This is a genomic window from Mycobacterium sp. IS-1496, assembly GCF_001499995.1.
Classification (GTDB): Bacteria; Actinomycetota; Actinomycetes; order Mycobacteriales; family Mycobacteriaceae; genus Mycobacterium.
In genome coordinates, this window is record NZ_LQIU01000002.1 from 141,102 (window position 1) to 160,563 (window position 19,462).

General features: G+C 66.6%; 15 protein-coding genes. 9 read left to right on the forward strand and 6 right to left on the reverse strand.

Annotated elements, in window-relative coordinates; genetic code table 11:
* Window positions 1–75 precede the first annotated feature (75 nt).
* Complete coding sequence (locus tag AU195_RS02575) at window positions 76–693, forward strand: peroxidase-related enzyme (RefSeq protein ID WP_059157490.1); 618 nt, start codon at window positions 76–78, stop codon at window positions 691–693.
* 310 nt (window positions 694–1,003) lie between these two features.
* Window positions 1,004–2,986, forward strand: coding sequence for an SIMPL domain-containing protein (locus AU195_RS25005; protein WP_082702937.1), 1,983 nt, complete (start codon window positions 1,004–1,006; stop codon window positions 2,984–2,986).
* Between the two features lie 463 nt (window positions 2,987–3,449).
* Here AU195_RS25005 and AU195_RS02585 read toward each other — a convergent pair whose 3' ends face one another.
* Window positions 3,450–9,011: an alpha-2-macroglobulin family protein gene (locus AU195_RS02585; protein WP_353612149.1), complete on the reverse strand. Its 5,562-nt coding sequence runs from the start codon at window positions 9,009–9,011 to the stop codon at window positions 3,450–3,452.
* On the opposite strand from AU195_RS02585, the gene AU195_RS25570 reads away from it, so the two are divergent.
* From AU195_RS25570 to AU195_RS02595, 3 genes are all read left to right on the forward strand, one after another.
* On the forward strand, window positions 8,973–9,122 hold the full coding sequence (locus tag AU195_RS25570; RefSeq protein WP_157531000.1) for a hypothetical protein: 150 nt from the start codon (window positions 8,973–8,975) through the stop codon (window positions 9,120–9,122). The two genes, AU195_RS02585 and AU195_RS25570, sit on opposite strands and share 39 nt — an antisense overlap.
* A 607-nt stretch (window positions 9,123–9,729) precedes the next feature.
* On the forward strand, window positions 9,730–11,031 hold the full coding sequence (locus tag AU195_RS02590) for a TrpB-like pyridoxal phosphate-dependent enzyme (protein ID WP_059157492.1): 1,302 nt from the start codon (window positions 9,730–9,732) through the stop codon (window positions 11,029–11,031).
* A gap of 62 nt (window positions 11,032–11,093) precedes the next feature.
* Window positions 11,094–11,633 (forward strand): hypothetical protein, encoded by a 540-nt coding sequence (locus tag AU195_RS02595; RefSeq protein ID WP_059157493.1) that lies wholly within the window; start codon window positions 11,094–11,096, stop codon window positions 11,631–11,633.
* Between the two features lie 604 nt (window positions 11,634–12,237).
* Here the strand turns inward: AU195_RS02595 and AU195_RS02600 are convergent.
* On the reverse strand, window positions 12,238–12,549 hold the full coding sequence (locus tag AU195_RS02600) for a type II toxin-antitoxin system PemK/MazF family toxin (protein WP_059157494.1): 312 nt from the start codon (window positions 12,547–12,549) through the stop codon (window positions 12,238–12,240).
* Window positions 12,539–12,772, reverse strand: coding sequence for a hypothetical protein (locus AU195_RS02605; RefSeq protein ID WP_059157495.1), 234 nt, complete (start codon window positions 12,770–12,772; stop codon window positions 12,539–12,541). Before AU195_RS02605 ends, AU195_RS02600 begins: the two co-directional genes overlap by 11 nt.
* A gap of 592 nt (window positions 12,773–13,364) precedes the next feature.
* Between AU195_RS02605 and AU195_RS02610 the strand changes: the two genes are divergently transcribed.
* On the forward strand, window positions 13,365–13,604 hold the full coding sequence (locus AU195_RS02610) for a type II toxin-antitoxin system Phd/YefM family antitoxin (RefSeq protein WP_059157496.1): 240 nt from the start codon (window positions 13,365–13,367) through the stop codon (window positions 13,602–13,604).
* On the forward strand, window positions 13,601–13,990 hold the full coding sequence (locus AU195_RS02615) for a type II toxin-antitoxin system VapC family toxin (protein ID WP_059157497.1): 390 nt from the start codon (window positions 13,601–13,603) through the stop codon (window positions 13,988–13,990). The genes AU195_RS02610 and AU195_RS02615 overlap by 4 nt, the downstream gene beginning before the upstream one ends.
* A gap of 335 nt (window positions 13,991–14,325) precedes the next feature.
* Here the strand turns inward: AU195_RS02615 and AU195_RS02620 are convergent, their stop codons facing one another.
* Window positions 14,326–15,009: a DUF4304 domain-containing protein gene (locus tag AU195_RS02620; protein ID WP_059157498.1), complete on the reverse strand. Its 684-nt coding sequence runs from the start codon at window positions 15,007–15,009 to the stop codon at window positions 14,326–14,328.
* 99 nt (window positions 15,010–15,108) lie between these two features.
* Complete coding sequence (locus AU195_RS02625; RefSeq protein WP_059157499.1) at window positions 15,109–15,708, reverse strand: TetR/AcrR family transcriptional regulator; 600 nt, start codon at window positions 15,706–15,708, stop codon at window positions 15,109–15,111.
* Window positions 15,709–15,831: 123 nt separating this feature from the next.
* Between AU195_RS02625 and AU195_RS02630 the strand changes: the two genes are divergently transcribed.
* Window positions 15,832–16,839: an NAD(P)H-dependent amine dehydrogenase family protein gene (locus AU195_RS02630; RefSeq protein ID WP_172800452.1), complete on the forward strand. Its 1,008-nt coding sequence runs from the start codon at window positions 15,832–15,834 to the stop codon at window positions 16,837–16,839.
* A 407-nt stretch (window positions 16,840–17,246) separates the two neighbouring features.
* Window positions 17,247–18,929 (forward strand): GMC family oxidoreductase N-terminal domain-containing protein, encoded by a 1,683-nt coding sequence (locus AU195_RS02635; RefSeq protein ID WP_157531002.1) that lies wholly within the window; start codon window positions 17,247–17,249, stop codon window positions 18,927–18,929.
* Between the two features lie 79 nt (window positions 18,930–19,008).
* Here AU195_RS02635 and AU195_RS25885 read toward each other — a convergent pair whose 3' ends face one another.
* Window positions 19,009–19,155 (reverse strand): hypothetical protein, encoded by a 147-nt coding sequence (locus AU195_RS25885; RefSeq protein ID WP_172800450.1) that lies wholly within the window; start codon window positions 19,153–19,155, stop codon window positions 19,009–19,011.
* Window positions 19,156–19,462 lie beyond the last annotated feature (307 nt).

Genomic DNA, 19,462 nt, shown 5'->3' on the forward strand with positions numbered 1-19,462 from the left:
GTGTGGCCGCGGTAATTAAAGTCATTGGACGCATAAGGATTGGCGAAGCCCGGAGCCGCGGGCACAGTGTCGCGCATGACCACCATCGCCGAACGTCCCGACTCCAGCCTGACGCCGACCCGGATCTCGCGACTCGAGGTGCCCGAGGTCGAAGCACTGCGCAATGCCGCCGTGAAGAACTTCTTCACCCGGCAGCAGCGCGAGGAAGGGCTGACCTCCAATTGGTTCCGCGCGCTGTCGCTCAACGAGGATGATCTCGGCCGGCTCAACAGCTATTTGCTGCCGCTGCTGGGCGCCGACGGCCGCGGTGGGCTCACGGCCCGCGAACGTGAGGTGATCGCCACCGTGGTGTCTGGCGAGAACCGTTGCGCCTACTGCCATACCAACCACGCGAACAAGCTCGGGAAGGTGGCGGGGGACTGGTCGTTCGGGCAGCGCGTGGCGATCGACCATCACCAGGTCGCCGAACTGACCGACCGGGAACGCGCGCTCGCCGATCTGGCGATCGCGGTGAACAACGATCCGCAGTCGCTACGCGATGCGGACTTCGACCGGTTGCGGCAGTTGGGACTCGACGATCACCTGATCCTGGAGGGCATCTCGATCGCGGCATTCATCGGTGCCACCAATCGGATCGGTATCGCGCTGTCGGTGCCGCCGAATCCGGAATACACGGGCGTCCCGCACCACTGACCCGCTGTTGCCGAGCCCGGCCGGAAGTCGGTTCCACCCGCTCGGCGCCTGGGTGGCGAATCACACGCAGTCGCGACCGGTTCGCGTGGGACTGGCGGTGCCGGAGTGCGTGTGACCTTGGTCGCCGACAGCGCTGCGGCCGAGGAAGCCGTCCAACGCGCTCGGTGGTAGCGAGTCGGTTGCTGCGGTGAGCGATGTGAAGGCCCTGCTGTGTTGAGCTCTACCCGGCGCTCGCCGGTCCACCCACCAAACCTTTGCTGCGCTATCGCAAGTTCGCGGAAATGTCAGTGGCCGACGCTACTCTGATCGAATGCTTACCGAAATCACGGTTCGCGGGATGTCCGGGGCGTCCCGCCCGCCGGAACGAGGTACTGTTCTCGCCTCGATCAGCTACGCCGGCCCGTCGATGGAGCCGGTGTACTCGCGCGTCGCACGTGATCTTGAAATCGTGCAGGCATCCGTGGCTGAGCTGAAGGACGGCGAGGATCCTGCGATCACCTGGTGGTCCGCTGACCGCTTACGCACCTGGTCGACCCGGCCCTGGAATCAGGACGGTGAACTGCTGCCGCTCGAGCACCACGCAAGCGTCAGCCTGCAAGTGAAGTTCCGCGAGTTCACCGCGCTGTCGTCCTGGGTCAGCCGGCATGTCACGCAGACCGAGGGATTTCGAGTCACGAATATCGGCTGGACGCTGACGGCAGAACGACGCGATGAGTTGGTCCGCCAGGTCCGCGAGCATGCGGTTCACGACGCCGTCGAACGCGCCCAGCAGTACGCCGACGCTCTCGGGCTGGGCACGATCAGCCCCGTCGCGATCGCCGACGCAGGGATGCTCGTCGCCAATCTCCGCCCTGAGGTGGGCACTGGGCAGACCTACGCGGTGACGCGGGCGCCCGCGGGGCACTCTGCCTACGGATCGAACGTCGAACTGGTACCGCAAGACATCGAGGTCACCGCCTCGGTTGACGCGCGGTTCATCGCGGACGGGTCGAATCCGCGTTCATCGCACCTCTCAGACGAGTCAGAGGAGACCGATGGGCCCACATTGGAGCCTGAGCAAGACCCGAACGTACCGAGCGTTTTCGAATACCGCGACGATGACGCGGGATATCTGGCCTGGTGTGCCAATCACCGTGATGGCTTCGTCATCAACATCTTGCGCAGGTACAGCGCGAAACAAGCGCGCGTGCATCGCGCCGACTGTTGGACACTAAGCGGTGCAGAAACCAAGAAGGGCGCACTCACCGGCACCAATGTGAAGGTGTGCGCGGGCCGGCTAGCCGACCTCGAACAGTGGGCAGTCAACCAAGTGGGTCATCCGATCCAACGTTGCGGGACTTGCTTCCCCGGTGGCAGCGCCGCACAACCCGTCTCACCCGAGGGCACTGAGCCGCCCATGACGGCCCCGACGCCGGAGATTCGCCACGGAATCCGGGGACCGAGAGGCAGTGGGGTGGTCGAGGCGTGGGCGGACGACTACATCAAGTTCGGGAATCTGCCTGAATGGCAGCGCCGACTGCGAGGCGAAATCCGCACTCACTGCGGAGAATTGGATCCATCGGCAGATCAAGTGCTGCACGCCACGTTCTTCGGCCCGAAACACCCCAGAGCCGACATCGAGAACCTTCTCCTCTACAACATCGACACCTTCAGAATTGCCGGCGCAAACGGGATCCGTTTCGAGCACGGCTCGGGATTGCTCCCAGCGACGGACGATCAGCAGTACCAGTTCGGCTACCGCTACGCGCTCGCGCCGCGATCTGGAACCTTCGAGCATTGGCAGCGGGGGCGAACCCTGGCATCGTTCGGCTGGATCGACTTGGGTGACTCCGCTGACGAAACGAAACTGGCCCCGGTGTGGTTGGCGCTGTCCCGCGGCGAGACGAGGGCTCTCGAGCCAATTGCGCCCGACGCACCGTTCGCCCTTCGGCTCGAGATCTCGCCGCCGGATGATGTCACGCCGGCGTGGGGCGGACTGATGAAGGGGATCTTCGATGGGGTCATCTGCGCAGTCCAAGCCCACACAGACCGCACAGTCCTACCGGACGTCGTGGCACGGCTCGCGGAAACACTCCCGGCGGATTCCGCTGAGATCGAACAGCATCTGCTTGATCAGCGTCGAGCAGTGCTTGGCGTAGTGCACCGACTCGTCGCCCCCTATGGCAAGGGCGTCAAGTGGGACCCCTGCGACCACTTGTGCGTCGCCGGCGAGTTGCTCGCTGCTGAATCAGCGCTTGCAGGGCTCGGTGACCGCTGGGCGATCAGAGGTGAGGTGTTCGAGGTGACCCGGTGACACAACGTGTTGGTCACGAGCCGACAGGGACGGTCGTAGTCGGTTAGCACATAGGCGGGAGCGTCGGTAGGAATGCTGAGGCGGAATCAAACTCACGTCATCCTGCACGGGGGAGTAAGACATGATCGAGTGCCGTAAGTGCGCGGCGGGCCTGTGCAGCCATGGTGCGCAGTGTTCGATGATGATCCGCTGGTACGACGATGCGTGGGATGGCACGTTCTGGCGACGCTGTGAGTGCACCGCCTCGATCGACGCGCCGGGGTACCCCGTGACGGTCAGTCGCCTCGACGGACGCCAGTAGCGGTACGGATCTCACTGTCGGCCCGGAAAACCCTGCACACGTTGCGGATTGACACCCAGCCACTTGCCTGTCGATCGTAACGTTTGGTGCACCCAATCGACACCACCAGCGGGCAGGGCCGCAATCGGTTATCGGAAATCGGAACACCTTCGGCCCGGCGAGCTACTCAATGACCACCCGGTCAGTGGCGCCTCGGCCGAATACTTCGGGTGAGTACATCTCCTCGGCCTTGGGCGGCCCGGCGGTGAACGTGCCCGGGGTCGTCGCGCGGGCCGTGTACCGGTACCGGTACGAGCCCTCCCACAGCAGCGAGGTGAACGCTTCGGCGCGGTCGTCGCGCAGGTTTTCGTGGTCGAACCACGGCCGGCTCCACCACCACCAATGGCCAGCACCGCGTCCGGGTCCGCCGAGCCCCGGTCCGCCGATGACACCGACCTCGGACCCGTCGGGCGCCGCGTCCCTTGCGGTGGTGGCCAGTGATGGGTCGAGCGGCTCGAGTCCGGCAGGCAGTGGATCCACCAGGGCGACGTGGTAGCGCCGCGCCCGTGCGGTCATGAGGAGGCTGACCCTGATGCGGGCCCCGGCCCGGATGTGCCAGGTCCCGTCATCGTCGCGGTGGACGTCGGCCGGGTCGTCGAGCGCCTCGTACGTCCGGGACACCTCGAACCCACGGTCGAGCGGCTCGAGGGCGAGGTCAGCGGGGGCATACCGCATACCGAGCCGGTAGTAGAGCCGTCCGGGACCATCCTTGGCGAGAAGCACATCTCGTGCACCCATCCCGGTTGACAACGTCGCCATTGGGACGACGAGGTGGCGCCGGTCGGCGGACCGGCCCTGGAACGCCTGCTCGCCGGCGAAGTCCTCACCTAGCCACAGCCGCGCGGTGATGTCGGGCGTGACGGCCTCGTAGGTGTCGAAGTAGCGGCCGAGCGCCAGCAGCACGAACGAGTTCTCCTGGGTAGTCGCCCATCGGCCCGCCGTGCGGTGGCCCAGCAGTCCTGCCACGAGTTTGGGTATGAGGTCGCTGTCGGGCTGGTCCGCGATCAGCGCCTCGAGGACGACAGCGTCGGCGCGCCGGTCCGACGCCAGCAGCAGATGGGCGCCGTCCTCGTACCGCACGGCCACCGATGCGGCGCCGGGCGTCTCGACCACGCGGTTGGCGAGTTCCCGCCGGACCTCGCGCGTTTCGTGATGTGAGTCGGGATCGGCGGCCAGGACTGGCAGCAGCCAGGCGAGTCCCTCGACGGACAACGCGCCGTCCGCGCGTTGACCCGGCACGCTGTGGGCGACGACCAGTTGGCGGGCCGACGCCGGATCCGGGTCGCCGAGCGCCGCCCGGACGGAGATGGCGTAGGCCTCGATCACGGCGCGGGCATTCGCCGGGTAGTCGCGGGGGAATCGCCGCCCGATGGTCCGCAGGTAGCCGAGCAGGGCGGTCGACACCGGCTCCGGGACCTCGAACCCCTTCGCCCGTGCGCGAGCGAGCGCGTTGCCGACGTGCACGCTGATGTACGGCCACGACTCCTCGGTCGGCCGCCACCAGCCGAAACCGCCGTCTGCACCCTGGCGCGCCGTCAGCACCTTGATGTCGCGTCGGACAGCCGCCTCCAACTCCGCCGGAGAAGCCTGCCCCTCGGTACCGAAGGCCGCCAGCACGTCGCTCAGGGCGGCGATGGCCAGCACGCGCGAGGCCAACTGCTCGGCGCAGTCGAACGGGTAGGCGACCAGGTACGCGACGGCGTCGGCCAGGGCCGCAACCCCGGTCGAGGATGTCGTGACCTCGAGCCCTCCGAAGGACGGGACCGCGCCGGCGGGTGCCCGGATGGGCTGCTCCAGCGCGGCCTCGTCGAGAACACCGTGCAGCGCGTAGGCCTCGGTTGTCGCCGGCGACCGTACGGGCAGGGTCACCGTGGCGGCGTCGGCGTCCGGGCCTGCCGCGGCGGCGACCTGGAACCGGGCCTGCCCTACCGCGTCGGTGGTGGCCGGGAACCGGACCTCGGCCCGGTCGTTGCCGGGCACGACGAGGCGGCGTCCGCCACCGGCCGTCAGCGCCGCGTTGCTCGCTCGCACGGCCACGTCGACCTCGAGTGGCACGTCGGCCTGGTTCTGGACGACCACCGGCAGTTCGAACGTGTCGCCCCACGCGAGGAAGCGTGGCGCCGACGGGCGGATCATCAGGGGCAGGCGGGCGGTCAGCGAGGACTCGCCCACACCGAACCGGGCAACCCCGTCGGTCGCGACGGCGAGGACGCGGTAGCGGGTGAGGTTGTCGGGGACCGTGACCGGGACGGCGGCCCGACCGTTCGCATCGGTGGTGACGGCGGCCGCAAACAAGGCGAGCGCGCTGAAGTCGGTCCGGGCACGGATCGGCGGCGAGACGGCGGCGCCTCGATCCGCCATCGCCAGGGCCATAGGCGAGGGCATCACTGCGCCGGTGGGCGGTCCATCCTCCAGAGCCAAGTCCGGTTCCGACTCCTCGGTCAGCGCGAGCGTGTCGGGCCGTGCGAGCAGCACTCTCGGTCGCGACCGGGTCGTCTCCACACCGGCATCCCGCCCCGGGTAGAACACGCCGAGCGGGTTCGGATTGGTGTACCCCGCGACGGCCAGCACGGACTCGTCCACCACGATCACGGTGGCACCGGCGCCGGCCACGGGGGCTCCATCGGCACCGGTGACCGCCAGGTCCAGCACGGTTTCCTCGCCTGGCCGGAGACCAGGCGACCGAGGCGTGATGGCCACGGCCAGCGTCCGGGAAACCGGCGGCACGGAGAGGTGAACGCTGCCGGAGGCGAAGGCGGGCCGCGTGACACCGGCCGGCGCATCGGAGCGCGCGACGGCGCCGGTCAACAAAATGTGCACGTCAACGCCGGGGGTGAACGCGTCCTCCACCGGGATGCGGAGGGTGTGAAAGGAGTCGGTGACATGCAGCGGCTCGGTGCGCACGACGCCGTCGCGCTCCAAGAGCACCTGCCCGTAGGCCGGCGTGAAGGGCGCCAGCAGCAGCACCTCGGCCACGTCGCCGGGCATGTAGGCCGGCCGGTGCGGAATCAGTTGCAGCTCATCGCCTTTGACCTGCAGGTCCGCGCCTGCACCCGCGCCGCCCACCCAGGACTCGAGGGTGCTGCGGTGCGCTCGTCCGTCGGCGTCGGCCGCCTCGACGACCACCGTCCACCGGCCGGGTGTAAGGCCTTCGAGCGACACGCCCACCGCGTCGGTCCCGCTCAGAGTCTTCCGCTCGACTGTCTCGGCGGCCACCTCGCGCCACTGCCCGGCCACCTGGCGGTGCTCCCGGCGCTCGGCGCGCACGCTGACGGGAATCCCCGGCAGCGCAGCGCCGTCGAGGTCCACGACGACCGTCTCGATCTCGAGAGGGCGGTCGCCCGTGACGAACGAGCGTTCCGACCGCAGCCCGACGCACAGCGTCGATGGGTGGACCACGACCGACGCCGATGCCGTCCACGCCTGGCGGTTGACGTCCTGGACTGTCGCTTCGGCCGACACCGACCAGGCGCGGGGCTCGGGGCCGGGCGCCGTGGAGATCTCGAGGTGGTGGCTGCCGTCGTCGCCGGTCAACCCCTGGAACCAGGCGCTGACCTCCTCGCTGTCGTCGTCCCATGCATCCCACCGCCACCAGGGCGCCGCGCTGCCGAACGTGAAGCGGTCCCAACCGGGCGGGCTGTACCGCGCAGGCGTCGCGGTGACCGACCAGTTGACCGGCGCGGCACACAGCGGGCCGCCCGCGTAATAGGCGGCCCGCGTTGATGCCGTGACCGTTTCGCCGGCGATGGCCCGGTCCGGCGCGATGGACGCGCTGACCTCGTACTCGGGGCGCCGGAACTCAGCGATCCTGAATTCGTGGCGCCAGAACCACGTTTCGCGGGCGTCCAGTTCCACCCGCGCCTGTCCGAGGTTCACCGTCTCGGGCAGGCCGATGGTGATGTCGAACCCGCCCAGCCCGTCGAGATGCGCTGAGCCCGAATCGATCTCGTTGTGCGACGCATCCCAGGCCGTCCAGGTGACCTCCTCGAGTCGACCCGGAGCCGGCGCGACGTCTCCAGTCGGTCCGCCGGTGAGCGTGCGAAGCCAACCCTTCAGGCGCACCTGCTCACCGGGGCGGTAGAGCCCGCGATCGTCGAACACGAGCCAGGCCGCGCGGTCGCTGAGGTCACCGCGTTGCCAGCCGCCCCGCCACCCGCCCGACGGCAGCAACGCCAGGTCTCGACCCAGCCGCACGGCCAGCACCGGCTCCGGCAGGTCGGACAGTAGTAGCGCACAGGTGCCGTCCTGCCCGCTCACCGCCGAGGCGGCACCGAGCGTCACCGTCGCACCACTAACTGGTGTGCCGGTCGCGAGATCCGTGACCCACGCCCGCAGCGTGGTCGCATCCACGAGCGAGTCCACGCCGAGACGCGTTGCCTGGACCCAGGACGCGGCAGTCAGCCGCCGCCGATCCTGCTTGGCCATTCGGTCCTTCGGCTCGACGGATACGACGAATTGCCCGAGCCCGTCGTCGAGCCAGGGGGTCAGGTCGACCTCCACGTCGGACCATGCCCGCCGGCCGCCGGGCACCTTCAGCACGAGCTCTGCGACCCGCTCACCCGGCAGCTTGAGATCGTCACCGGACCAGCGCTTCTGCCACGCCGGCCAGTCGCGCGGCCCGACCAGATGTACCCGCACCCGGACCCGGTCGAGGCCGATGGTGCGCACCGCGAGCACCGGGGCGCCCGCCGGATCCAGGATCACATGATCGCCGCCGAGGATCGCCAGCCGCGGCTCCGGCGCCCCGACATCCACCGGCACCGGGTTCGACGGCTCGAGCGTTTGGCCGAACACGTCGCGCAGCGCCGGGTCCAGCGTGACGTGGTAGCGCTGCCCGGCCAGCGACGCCGCAGCCACGAGGACGTACGACCCGGAGACCGACGCCACGAGCCGCTCGACCGGCGGCTCGACGCTGACCATCGCCTCCTCGAACGACGCGGGGTCCACTTCGTTGCTGAGCGCGATGTGCCAGGTGGCGCCCGGTACAGAGTTCCGGCCACGCCAGCCCGACTCCAGGCCGTGCACACGGAACGGCTCGGGTGTGGCGAAGTCCCAAGTGACCGCCGACGTTGTGGTCGCCGGTCCTTCGAGTGACCGCAGGCCCGCTTGGAGCGTCACTGTGCAGGTCGTGTCGAGCGGGAACGACGCCAGCGGGCGCAAGGCAACCATGCGCCCCTCCGGCACCCCGGCCGCCCGCCTGGCCGCGACGGCATCCGCGGCGAGCTCGTCGGCAGTGGCAGCACGGAAGGCCGTCTCGTGTTCCCCGGCTGTGACCGTGGTCCGCGCGAGGACTGCCTCCGCGTCCACCGGCTGGTCGAACACGAGCAGCACGACGCCGTCGGGTCTTACGTCGCGTCCCTCGGGATGGCGGGCAACGAGCCGAGGCGCGGGTGTTGCGAAGTCGAATGCGACGTCCTGCTCGAGCGCCGCACCCGCGGCGGCCTTGGTCCCGGCCGGAATCTCGACCCGGTAGGCCGTCGCCATGGGCATGCGCTCGTGCTGAGGCACGAAGACGAGGGTCCGGGGGTCCATCCAGCGCCACTCGCCCGGCGGCTGCGGGTCCAGCCGTACGGGCGGCTCCACCACCACCGCGGCATCAACGCTGTCGAGGGCGACCATCGGCGCGGAGAACGTAATCGAGACCCCTTGAGCGAGTTCGACTTCGCCTGCGGGTTGATACCGCACGACCTCCAGTGCGGGTGGGACGACCGCCGGTCGCTGCTGATCACCCTCCGCGCCGGCAGGTGGCGGGAATGGCACTTCGGCGACATGGCCGGGCCTCGGGCGCGGCTGTGACGCCTCGCGCAGGGTGAACCCGGATTCCGAAGTTGCGGGCGGCTCCGGCGGAGCCGGCAGGCGCGCGAGCAGACGGGCGGTGGCGGCGTCATCGAGGGTTCGTGCCTCGGGGCGCGCGATGATCTCGGCCTCTGTCCGGCTGGACGATGGGCTGCCCTCAGCCAGCTCGAGAATGAGCGGCGTATTAGCCTCAGGTTCGATCGGATCCGGCGTCACCGCGCCAACCCCCTTGCCCATGTCGTTCCGCTCTCGACGAGGAAACTGCCCCCTGTTTGACTGGCCGAGGTCTTCAAGAGTGGATCAGCGCCCATTGGTCGGGAAGCTTAAGCACTAGCACCGACACGGTCGAAGGTCCGATCGCCGCCGAGGCCCGAGCGCGATGGAGACCATCGTGCAGCGAGTCGTCGACCGCGGCGAACCGTCGACGGTGCCGCTCACCCGCGCCGTCTCGCCCGGTCGATGCGGTACGCCATGGACGGCTGATGACGATGTCCACGGTGCCGGCTGAGGCGATCCGCGCGATCGTCGGCGGCATCTTCTGCCGACGGCGACGTCGTCTCGACCAGGATATTTCAGCCGCGCAAACGCGACGATTAGGGTGTCCGGCATGACCGAACAGCTCGACGCCACCCATCCGGACCTCGTCACCGTCGAGGTGCCGACGCACTGGTACAACCTGGCGGCTGAGCTTAACGAGCCGATCCCGCCGCACCTGCACCCCGCCACCTTGGAACCGGTCGGCCCGAATGACCTCGCGCCGTTGTTCGCCAGCGGGTTGATCGCGCAGGAGGTGGCCACCGAGACCTACATCGAGATCCCGCAAGAGGTGCGGGAGATCTACACGATGTGGCGTCCGTCGCCGCTGATCCGTGCCCGGCGCTTCGAGAAGGCCCTGAACACCGGAGCCCATATTTACGTCAAGTACGAGGGCGTGAGCCCGGTGGGTAGCCACAAGACCAACTCGGCGGTGGCGCAGGCCTACTACAACTCCATCGACGGTGTGCGGAAGTTGACGACCGAGACCGGCGCCGGGCAATGGGGGAGTGCGCTGTCCTTCGCGGGGGCGCAATTCGGCCTGGAGGTCGAGGTATGGCAAGTCCGTGCCTCGTACGAGTCCAAGCCCTATCGCGGACACCTGATGCGCACCTACGGCGGCACGGTGCACTCGAGCCCGTCGACGCTCACCGAAGCCGGGCGGGCCATCCTGGCCAAGAATCCGAACACTACCGGCAGCCTCGGCATGGCGGTCAGTGAGGCGGTCGAGGTTGCCGCGGCGGACCCGGAGGCCCGCTACGCGCTGGGTAGCGTGCTCAACCACGTGGTGCTCCATCAGACTGTCATCGGCCAGGAGGCCGTCGCGCAGCTGGCGCTGGTGGAGGCCGACGGCGCCGATGTCGTATTTGGGTGCGCCGGAGGCGGTTCCAATCTCGCCGGGCTGTCGTTCCCGTTCCTGCGAGAAATGATTCACGGTCGGTCGAACCCGCGGATCGTGGCCGCCGAGCCGTCTGCGTGCCCGTCGATCACCGAGGGCGAGTACCGCTACGACCATGGCGACGTGGCCGGGCTGACCCCGCTGCTCAAGATGCACACGCTGGGCATGGATTTCGTGCCCGACCCGATCCACGCCGGCGGACTGCGCTACCACGGGATGGCGCCGGCGCTCAGCCACACCGTCGAGCTGGGTCTGGTTGAGGGCGTGGCGGTCTCGCAGCCCGATGCATTCGCTGCCGGTGTGCAGTTCGCCCGCACGCAGGGGATCGTGCCGGCACCGGAGTCGACGCACGCCATCGCGGCGGCGGCCAAGTATGTCGCGGACGATCCGCGGGAGCAGGTGGTGGTCATCGGGTTGTCCGGGCACGGTCAGCTCGATCTGCCGGCCTACGCGGAGTACCTGGACGGCAAGTTTTGAGCAGGCGGTTTGTGGGCGCGACTATCCTCAACACCAGGCATTTGTCGAGGAGGTGAGCCCCCGTGTTCCGTCTGCGGTCGCGCGACCAGTCGATCGAGGCGACCCTCAAGCAGATTGAACACCGGGTACTCGACGACGTCTATCTGCCCATCTGGGCACGGCGCGTGGCATGGGCGGCGACCGCGGTGCTGATCATCACCGGCATCACCGCATGGGTGGTAGGCGAGGGTTTACCGCTGGGCGCATCCGCGCTGGGCGCCGGCGCCGCGATCTGTTCGGTCGTCACGCTGCGGCGCCGCCGGTTCCGGTGGTCCGTCGCGGCAGCCTCCCTGTCCGGGGTGTCGACCGTCGCCGGCGTCGGCGCGTTCTGGTGGTCCCGTACCAGCTCGGCGGACGCGCTCCTGGCGACCTCGGCCGGTGTGTCCGCGGTGGCCGCGGCGGCGCTCACGGCGGTGTGGGTCGCGGTGGCGATCACCCCGGTGAAGGATTCGCACCCGCACATGCGGCAGCCATCGAAACGCAAATGGGGTGTCCGCGAGAGCGGCGCCACGATCACCTGGCCGCCGCCATGCGCGGGTCCGCACCGTCTCGACCGGGAGTAGCTCGAACCATCAATGCCTCGTCTCTCGACGATGACCATTTCATCACGTGATGGAATGGTCCCGGGTCGCGAAACAATCTGTGCAGCAGCGGTATTCACCGACCGGGTCGCGACCAGCCATTACGTCACTGTGACGTTGTTGGGAGACTGCAGCCGGTGGTGGCGGGGCTGTAGCCGAAGCGCATGTCTGAAAACACGTCCGGGCGTATCGGCCGCCGCAGACGAAAAGCCGGTACTTGGATGGCGGCGCCACCGAGGGACTCAGGGCGGCACGCCGACGACGTTGGTTGGAAACGCGCACATAGCGGACGAGGGGCGAATCCGGGCCATCCGGGCCGCGGTCCAATCACCCAGGTCACCCAACTACCGATAAGCCACATTATGTCAACTAAACTACGCCGTGTTCATCTGGCGAATATGTGGCACCCGAACTGCCCTCCGTGGCCCAAGCGGGGTCGGGAGAATACGACCTCACCTACGGCTTCGGCCTAGTTTGGTCAAATATTCCCGACGGCAATGGTTTACGGAGGATCTCGTTCGGTACGCCGTGGTTTGATTCTGGACTGCAGTGCGCACATCCATAGGCTATCGAGGCGGTCCGACGCTCATAGATCGAGGACGATGCGCAGTGCCGCATCAACGCGGCGCATCTCATCGAAGCTTAGGAACCCGACGCTCTTGCCGAGTCGGCCCGGGTCGACTGCGGCGGCCTGTTCGGCAAGCACGCGGGTGTTCACGCCGCCGATTTCAACTTCGGGACGAAAGGTGGCGGCACGAGCCGACGTGGATGTTGGTGCAACCAGCCACGTAGACAGGGGTAGGTGATCTGGCTGGACTACTACAGCGTAGCGGGAACCGGACTGCTCGTGACCGCGACTCCCCCGCGGGGCATGTAACTGAAAGACCTCACCACGCACGCAGCGTCTCCATGTCGCGCAGCACCTGCATGGCCTCAACGCGGTCGGATTCGTCTTCGGCAAGCCTTTCCGCCTCGGCGCGAATCGCCGCGCCGGCCTTCCGTCGTGCGGCGTCGATAAGTGCAGATCGAACGGCCGCAGATACCGCCGTGCCGTCTTTGGTCAAGACCTCCAGCGCTCTCAATGTGTCTTCGTCGGGTCGGAATGTGATCGTGTCGGCCATGGCAACATTGTACGACGGTTTGTAAGACAGCGAGGGTGCTACGCGAGCCTGCTCTCGTTAGGCGGCGGCAACTTCACAGCGACTACCCGCCGATAGCCCCCTATGGCTCTGCAGCAAACTCGCTCGTCCCTACGGAATTGCGGCGCCGCTCAGCCCAGCAGGAATACGGCGGGATCGATTACGGCGGTTACCAGTGAACTACTGCATATTGCATCGGATTGATCATCGCCCGGATTCATCCATTCGTGCCGGCCGGCTACCACTCCTCCCATCGTCTTCGGTTGCCGTGCAGGGCTTTACGCTCGCCGCTATTTGCGGCATGGGCCTGCGCGCTATGGCCATGACCGAACATCGTGTCGGCCCAGCGCAGGAGTCTGTCGATTCGCGCCGTTCCCGGCGAGCGACCGATCTAGGGGCAGCAGTTCGGGTCAGTCACCTCGCACAGTGCTTGCACCCCTCTGGGTGCGCGTGACGGGACATGATCACGCCCGCGGCGCTCGATCTGCTCGGCAACTACCCACCGGCGGTGGTCGGGCCCAAAATCGCGCTATTAGCGCTAGCGCATTTAGCGTTATTCTGCTAATTTCTATGCGTGGACACGACCGTGACGAGCACGGAGGCCAAGAATCGGCTCAATGCCCTGCTCGCCGAAGTCCAACGGACAGGCAAGGCTGTGACGATCACGAATCACGGTCGCCCCGTCGCCAAGCTGGTGCCTGTCGAGCCGGTGCCGCGAAAGTTCGGGCAGTTGCCAAACCTGCTGGTGCCCGGGGATTTTGACGAGCCACTGCCCGATTCCGAACTGGCTCGCTGGGAGAGCGATCAATCGTGAACGTGCTGCTGGACACCCACACACTTCTATGGCTGGCGAGCAGTCCGGCCGATCTGGACGCCTCGGCGCTGGCAATTATCGCCGACGCGAACAGCAACGTGTGGGTGACCGCCGCCTCCGCGTGGGAGATCGCCATCAAGACTCGACTCGGGCGCCTTGACGGTGAGGCACTCCTGTCGGCCTGGGCCGACATCATCTCTGACATGAGCACTACCGAATTGCCCATCGAGTCACCCGACGCGATCTTGGCCGGCCGTCTCCCTTGGGATCATAAGGATCCATTCGACCGCGTGATCGTCGCCCAGGCGCTGCGCCGCAATCTCACTATCGCGACACGCGATACGAAGATTCTCGACGCTGCCCTAGCCCCCACCCTGAGTATCTGAGTCATCCCCTAGCTGATTTGGGTATCGGAATCCTCTCTTCTGTACTCGGCGCCGCCGACCGCCTGTCCTCGGTGTCCCGGTACACGTGGCATCTCTCGCGTACGACACAGATGCCCGCGAAGTCATTGCAGACGCGATCGGCGTGCGGGATTGAGGTCAGATCCGATTACGGAGCGTGAAGTACAAACCACCCGGTATTACGGTCCGCCTCAACGGGGTCGATTTTCCAAGCGACTCTGCCGCACGCGATGTCAGCTGGTTGCGCGCTCGTGGCTGTGGCGCCAACCCCGCCCTGCGGCTCACCGATGCGGTGGCACGCTGTAGTCGCACCGCCGTCACGGAGGCGCAAACCCGCCACTGGCGGCAATCGGGTCGAGCAATCCACGTTTTCGCAGTTCCGGCGCCCAGCGTCCCGCAGCCGTGCTGATGTTGCGGCTGAAGATCGACCAGCGGTCTTGATGTCCGAAGCAATCGTGCAGCGTTGTCACGTATTCGGCCAGTGTGTCGATGGCATTGATTGCAGCGAGATACCGGCAGGTCTTGTCGTATTCGATGAGCAAGTTGTTGTCGACGGCGTATCGCACCAAGTGCTCTGTGGTGGCAATCTTTTCCATCTCGACCAGTACCTGGTCTAAGCCGTCGCAGAGCGCAGCGGCGAACTGCCGCATGTCGGTGCGATGGTCGAACCGCACCTCGTACGGCAGATCGGGCGCTAGATGTTCCCAACGACATTGCAGTAGTGAACCTTTGAGGGGATGCCTCGCTCGTTCGTATCCAGGGCACGCGGCATCGACCTCCGCTGATCCGATGCCGACGTTGACGAAGAATCCATGCCACGACAAGGTGCCGTTGTGCCGGTCGGGCTGTAGGTGAATCACGTCGTAGAGCTGCCCGCGCTCCCGCTCGAACCTCGAATCGGATATGTCGAAGCCGCGTGCGCGCAGGAACGAACCGACATCGGCGGAAACCATCGCCGCGTAGGCCCGTTGTAGTGAATCGTTTACTGTCCCCTTGCCCATGACCGAAGACTAAGTCGTCGGACACGTCCCTCCGTGCACCAATTTTCTTTGCATCGCCCTGACACGACCCTGGCGCTCGCGCCGACATGCTCCCCGATGTTACGTTTTCCGCAAACCGAGTATCAGAGCGTCGATGATTCCGTTGAAGACTCTGATGGTATCGTCAACAGTCGTGGCGCGGTTGAAGATTCGGTACAACATGGCGCCGATGAGCGCTTCCGCGACCGCCTCGATGTCGGTGTTTGCTCTGATTTCGCCGGCCGCTGCGGCCGCTTGGAGTCTGCGCAGCAGGGCGTCTCGGTGCGGTCCGGCAAGCTGACGGTCGAGTGCTTCGTTGGCTCCGGCATCGTCTGCTGAGGCAACCGCAAGCGCCCGGCTGAGGGCAACGTTACGTTCCAACCCGAAATATCTTGCTTGTCCGAGCAGCCAAGTCCTCAAATCGGCCTCGACGTCACCGGTATCTGGCAGTAGCAGCGGGCTCTGCTGCCCGTAAGCATTCATGACCGCTTCAGCGACCAAGGGCGCCTTCGATGCCCAGCGGCGATACAAACTGTGTTTCCCGACTCCGGCGGCGGTGGCAACGCGATCCATCGATACCTCGGAATAGCCGCCGGTAACCAAGATGTCGCAAACGGCGTCGAGGATCGCGTCGTGGGTCGCCTGACTGCGAGGCCTTCCGCGGCGATTCACTTCTTCCATCCGGACAGCTTAAGCTGTACATTGCCACTAACGGCACGTGTCGTGCCGTAACTATCAGTAAGGACTTCGGTGGAAAAGCTGCGCGTCATCCAATGGACCACAGGCAAGGTCCGCAAGCTGAGCATGCGAGGGATTCTCGATGACCCCCGACTCGAACTGGTCGGGGTCTACGCCTACTCGGCCGAGAAAGCAGGGACCGACGCCGGACCGCTGTGTGGCAGGCAAGGGACCGGTGTGCTTGCCACTACGGACATCGATGCGCTGATCGCGCTGAATGCCGACACCGTCCTCTACACGCCGTTCATGGCCGACCTGGACCACGCGGTTCGGCTACTGGAAAGCGGCCTCGACGTCATCAGCACGAACCTGTTCCTCAACGTCGGCGGAATCCGAGGCGAGACAAGGGAGAAGCTCGCTGCGGCATGTGAACGGGGAAACAGCTCGTTGTACATCACCGGCGTCAACCCCGGCTGGATCAACACCATGGTGACGGCGATGACCGCCGTGTGCCGAGACGTGCAGAAGGTGTCGATCGTCGAATCGGCAGATGTCTCCGTCTACGAGTCAGCGGAAACATGGCAAGCGTTGGGTATGGGACAGCCCGAGGTGACGCCTGAAGTCGCCGGTTTGGCCGAGTTCGGATTCACCACCTTCGCCGAGTCGGTCCGACGCATGGCGTTTGCTCTCGGCTTCGGAGTGGATGACATGGAGTTCGTCGTCGAGCACCAGACCGCCTCCGAAACAGTTGACCTCGGATGGTTCCGCATGGAGAAGGACACCATCGCGGCAATCCGAGGCGGCTGGAACGCGAAAGTAAAGGGCAAGACGGTCATTGAGTCGCGCGTGGCCTGGTATCTGACCGAGAAGCTCAACGGCGACTGGGTGTTCGACGACGATCACTATCACGTCGTCATCGCCGGCGAGCCGGAGGTGCAGACTCGTATTCGGTTCGTTCCACCGGAACACTGGGGCAACCATGAATGGGACACCATGACGGCGATGCCCGCGGTCAACGCGGTCCACAACGTAGCTGCAGCACCCGCAGGCATCCTGACGCTGCGGGACGCAGGGCTACCGTGCGCCCCCGCAGGATTCTGGGAAAGTGAGCGCCGCAACTCGCCGATTGACTGAGGTTTGGATCACGCGGCAGCTGCGAGCGCTCTCGAAATAGGTCGCCACCGAAAAGTCAGCTTCTCGCGGCTGCCCGTGACCGGTGATTCATCGTTCGCCGGTGGCCCTCGTTCACCGCACAGAGCGCGACGGGCAATCGCGGGGATGCCGGCTTCTGCCCGGCGTCGCGGCGGATCTACCACCGGCCTCAGCTCGGCCGCCGCCGCACCATCACGCGTCACAACGATCCGCTCACCACGCTCCACTCTGCGCAGTACTTCCCCACCGTGGTTGCGCCTCCATTCGCAACGACTGACCCGATGTCGGCAAGCTCGCATACAACGGGATGCGCTTGGACCGGGCCGTCATCGCGCACACTGGGACACACATCCCACGGCAATGGAGGAACGGTGCCGGATACCAGCCCTGTGGCCGAGTTCGACTACATCATCGTGGGCGCAGGCAGCGCGGGCTGCCTGCTCGCCAATCGGCTCAGCGCCAACCCTGATCACCGTGTGCTCCTGATTGAGGCCGGCGGCACGGACAACTGGTTCTGGATCAAGGTGCCGGTGGGCTACTTGTACACAATCGGCAACCCCCGCACCGACTGGTGCTTCACGACCGAACCCGATCCAGGTCTGGCCGGGCGCAGCATCCTCTACGCGCGGGGCCGCGTGATCGGCGGCTGCTCGTCGATCAACGCGATGATCCACATGCGCGGGCAGGCCAGCGATTACGAACTCTGGGCGCAGGCTACCGGCGACGAACGATGGCTGTGGGGTGGCCCGGACCGTCCTGGCCAGACACTGGCCATCTACAAGGAGTTGGAAGACTACTTCGGCGGAGCCGACGACTGGCACGGCGCCGGCGGTGAGATCCGCGTCGAACGGCCGCGGGTGCGCTGGAAGATCCTGGACGCCTGGCAGGCCGCCGCCGCCCAGTTGGGCATCGAGCCGATCGACGAGTTCAACCGCGGCGACAACTCCGGCAGTGCGTACTTCCACGTCAATCAACGGCGTGGCCGGCGCTGGTCGATGGCCGACGCGTTCCTGCATCCGATCTCCCACCGCCGCAATCTCACCGTCTACACCCAGACCCAGGCCTTACAGCTGTTGATGGACGAGCAGGTCCGCGACGATCAGCGCCGCGGCGCCTGGACCACGGCCCAGCACCGCGTCACCGGCCTGCGACTGCTCAAAGACGGCCAGCATGTCGACGTCCGGGCCCGCCGGGAGGTGGTTCTGAGCGCCGGCGCCATCGGCTCGCCGCACCTGATGCAGGTCTCCGGTCTGGGCCCGGCCGGGCTGCTCGCCCAGCATCACGTGCCGGTGGTCGTCGATCTGCCCGGAGTCGGCGAGAACCTGCAGGACCATCTACAGCTTCGCACCGTTTACCGTGTTCGAGGCGCGCGCACTGTCAACACGTTGTACCGGAATTGGATCACCCGGGCGGGCATGGGGATTCAGTACCTGCTGCTGCGATCGGGGCCCCTGACCATGCCGCCGTCCACGCTGGGGGCCTTCGCGAAAAGCGACCCCGCGCTGGCCAGCCCCGACTTGGAGTGGCATGTGCAGCCCTTGTCATTGGCGAAGTTCGGCGAACCCCTGCACCCCTTTGGCGCCATCACTCCGTCGGTCTGCAATCTGCGACCCACCTCGCGGGGCCACGTGCGGATGGCCGATGCGGATCCGCTGGCCCACCCGAAGATCTCGTGCAACTACCTGTCCACCGACGCAGATCGTGACGTCGCCGTGCGCGGCCTTCGGATGACCCGGCAGATCATGGCGGCGCCGGCCCTGGCCCGCTACCACCGCGAAGAGATGCTGCCCGGCCCGCAACTGGTGAGCGACGATGACCTGCAGACGGCAGCGGGTGAACTGGGGACCACGATCTTCCATCCGGTGGGCACCTGCGCCATGGGAGCTTTCGACGCGCGTGGTGTGCCGCGGTCGGACACCACGGTGCTCGACACCGACTGCCGCGTGTTTCGCGTTGCGGGCCTTCGCGTGGTGGATGCCTCGGCGATGCCCACCATCACTTCCGGGAACACCAACGCGCCGGTCATGCTGATCGCAGAGCGCGCAGCGCGGGCGATCCTGGCTCATATATGAGCGACCAGAGTCGACGGCGTACAGCCGACCGGTCCGATCCACACTGCCGAATCCAGGGGCAAGCCCGACACCCGATCCGTCAATCCTCTTTGTCGTCGTCACGGTGCGCGGCCTCGATCACTTCGGGAGACGCCGGCTTCTGCAGCCAGGCCCGAATGCTCAACAGCCCGCCGGCGACGGCCCCGAAGGCGAATACCGCAATGACGATCCACACCGCAGTGGACATAGCGTCATTGTGCCGCCTTCGGCCAGAAGTTGGGCCCGATACGCGCACGGCGGTCGCCCACCGCCTCCGCAAGCCACGTTGGTCCGGCCACCGGAGGTTCAACACCCATGCTTATGACCGGTGACCTCCGAGATGGCAATCGGCTGCTTGCGTGGGTGTTGCTACGGTGGGCTCAGTGTCAGGGTGAGGTAGCCGCTATCGCGGTGGTTGGATCCTTTGCATCTGGTGTCTGGCTCGTACGGTGGCTGCCGCCTTCGGGTTGGCGAGCATGCGTTTTGCCGACATCAGGTGTGAAGGACTGGCCGGC

Bases quoted from the DNA above. Each gene is read 5' to 3' on its own strand.
- AU195_RS02605 (WP_059157495.1), bottom strand. From the start codon at position 12,772: ATGGCCGACACGATCACATTCCGACCCGACGAAGACACATTGAGAGCG.
- AU195_RS25005 (WP_082702937.1), top strand. From the start codon at position 1,004: ATGCTTACCGAAATCACGGTTCGCGGGATGTCCGGGGCGTCCCGCCCG.
- AU195_RS02630 (WP_172800452.1), top strand. From the start codon at position 15,832: ATGCGAGGGATTCTCGATGACCCCCGACTCGAACTGGTCGGGGTCTAC.
- AU195_RS02620 (WP_059157498.1), bottom strand. From the start codon at position 15,009: ATGGGCAAGGGGACAGTAAACGATTCACTACAACGGGCCTACGCGGCG.
- AU195_RS02625 (WP_059157499.1), bottom strand. From the start codon at position 15,708: ATGGAAGAAGTGAATCGCCGCGGAAGGCCTCGCAGTCAGGCGACCCAC.
- AU195_RS02590 (WP_059157492.1), top strand. From the start codon at position 9,730: ATGACCGAACAGCTCGACGCCACCCATCCGGACCTCGTCACCGTCGAG.
- AU195_RS02575 (WP_059157490.1), top strand. From the start codon at position 76: ATGACCACCATCGCCGAACGTCCCGACTCCAGCCTGACGCCGACCCGG.
- AU195_RS25885 (WP_172800450.1), bottom strand. From the start codon at position 19,155: ATGTCCACTGCGGTGTGGATCGTCATTGCGGTATTCGCCTTCGGGGCC.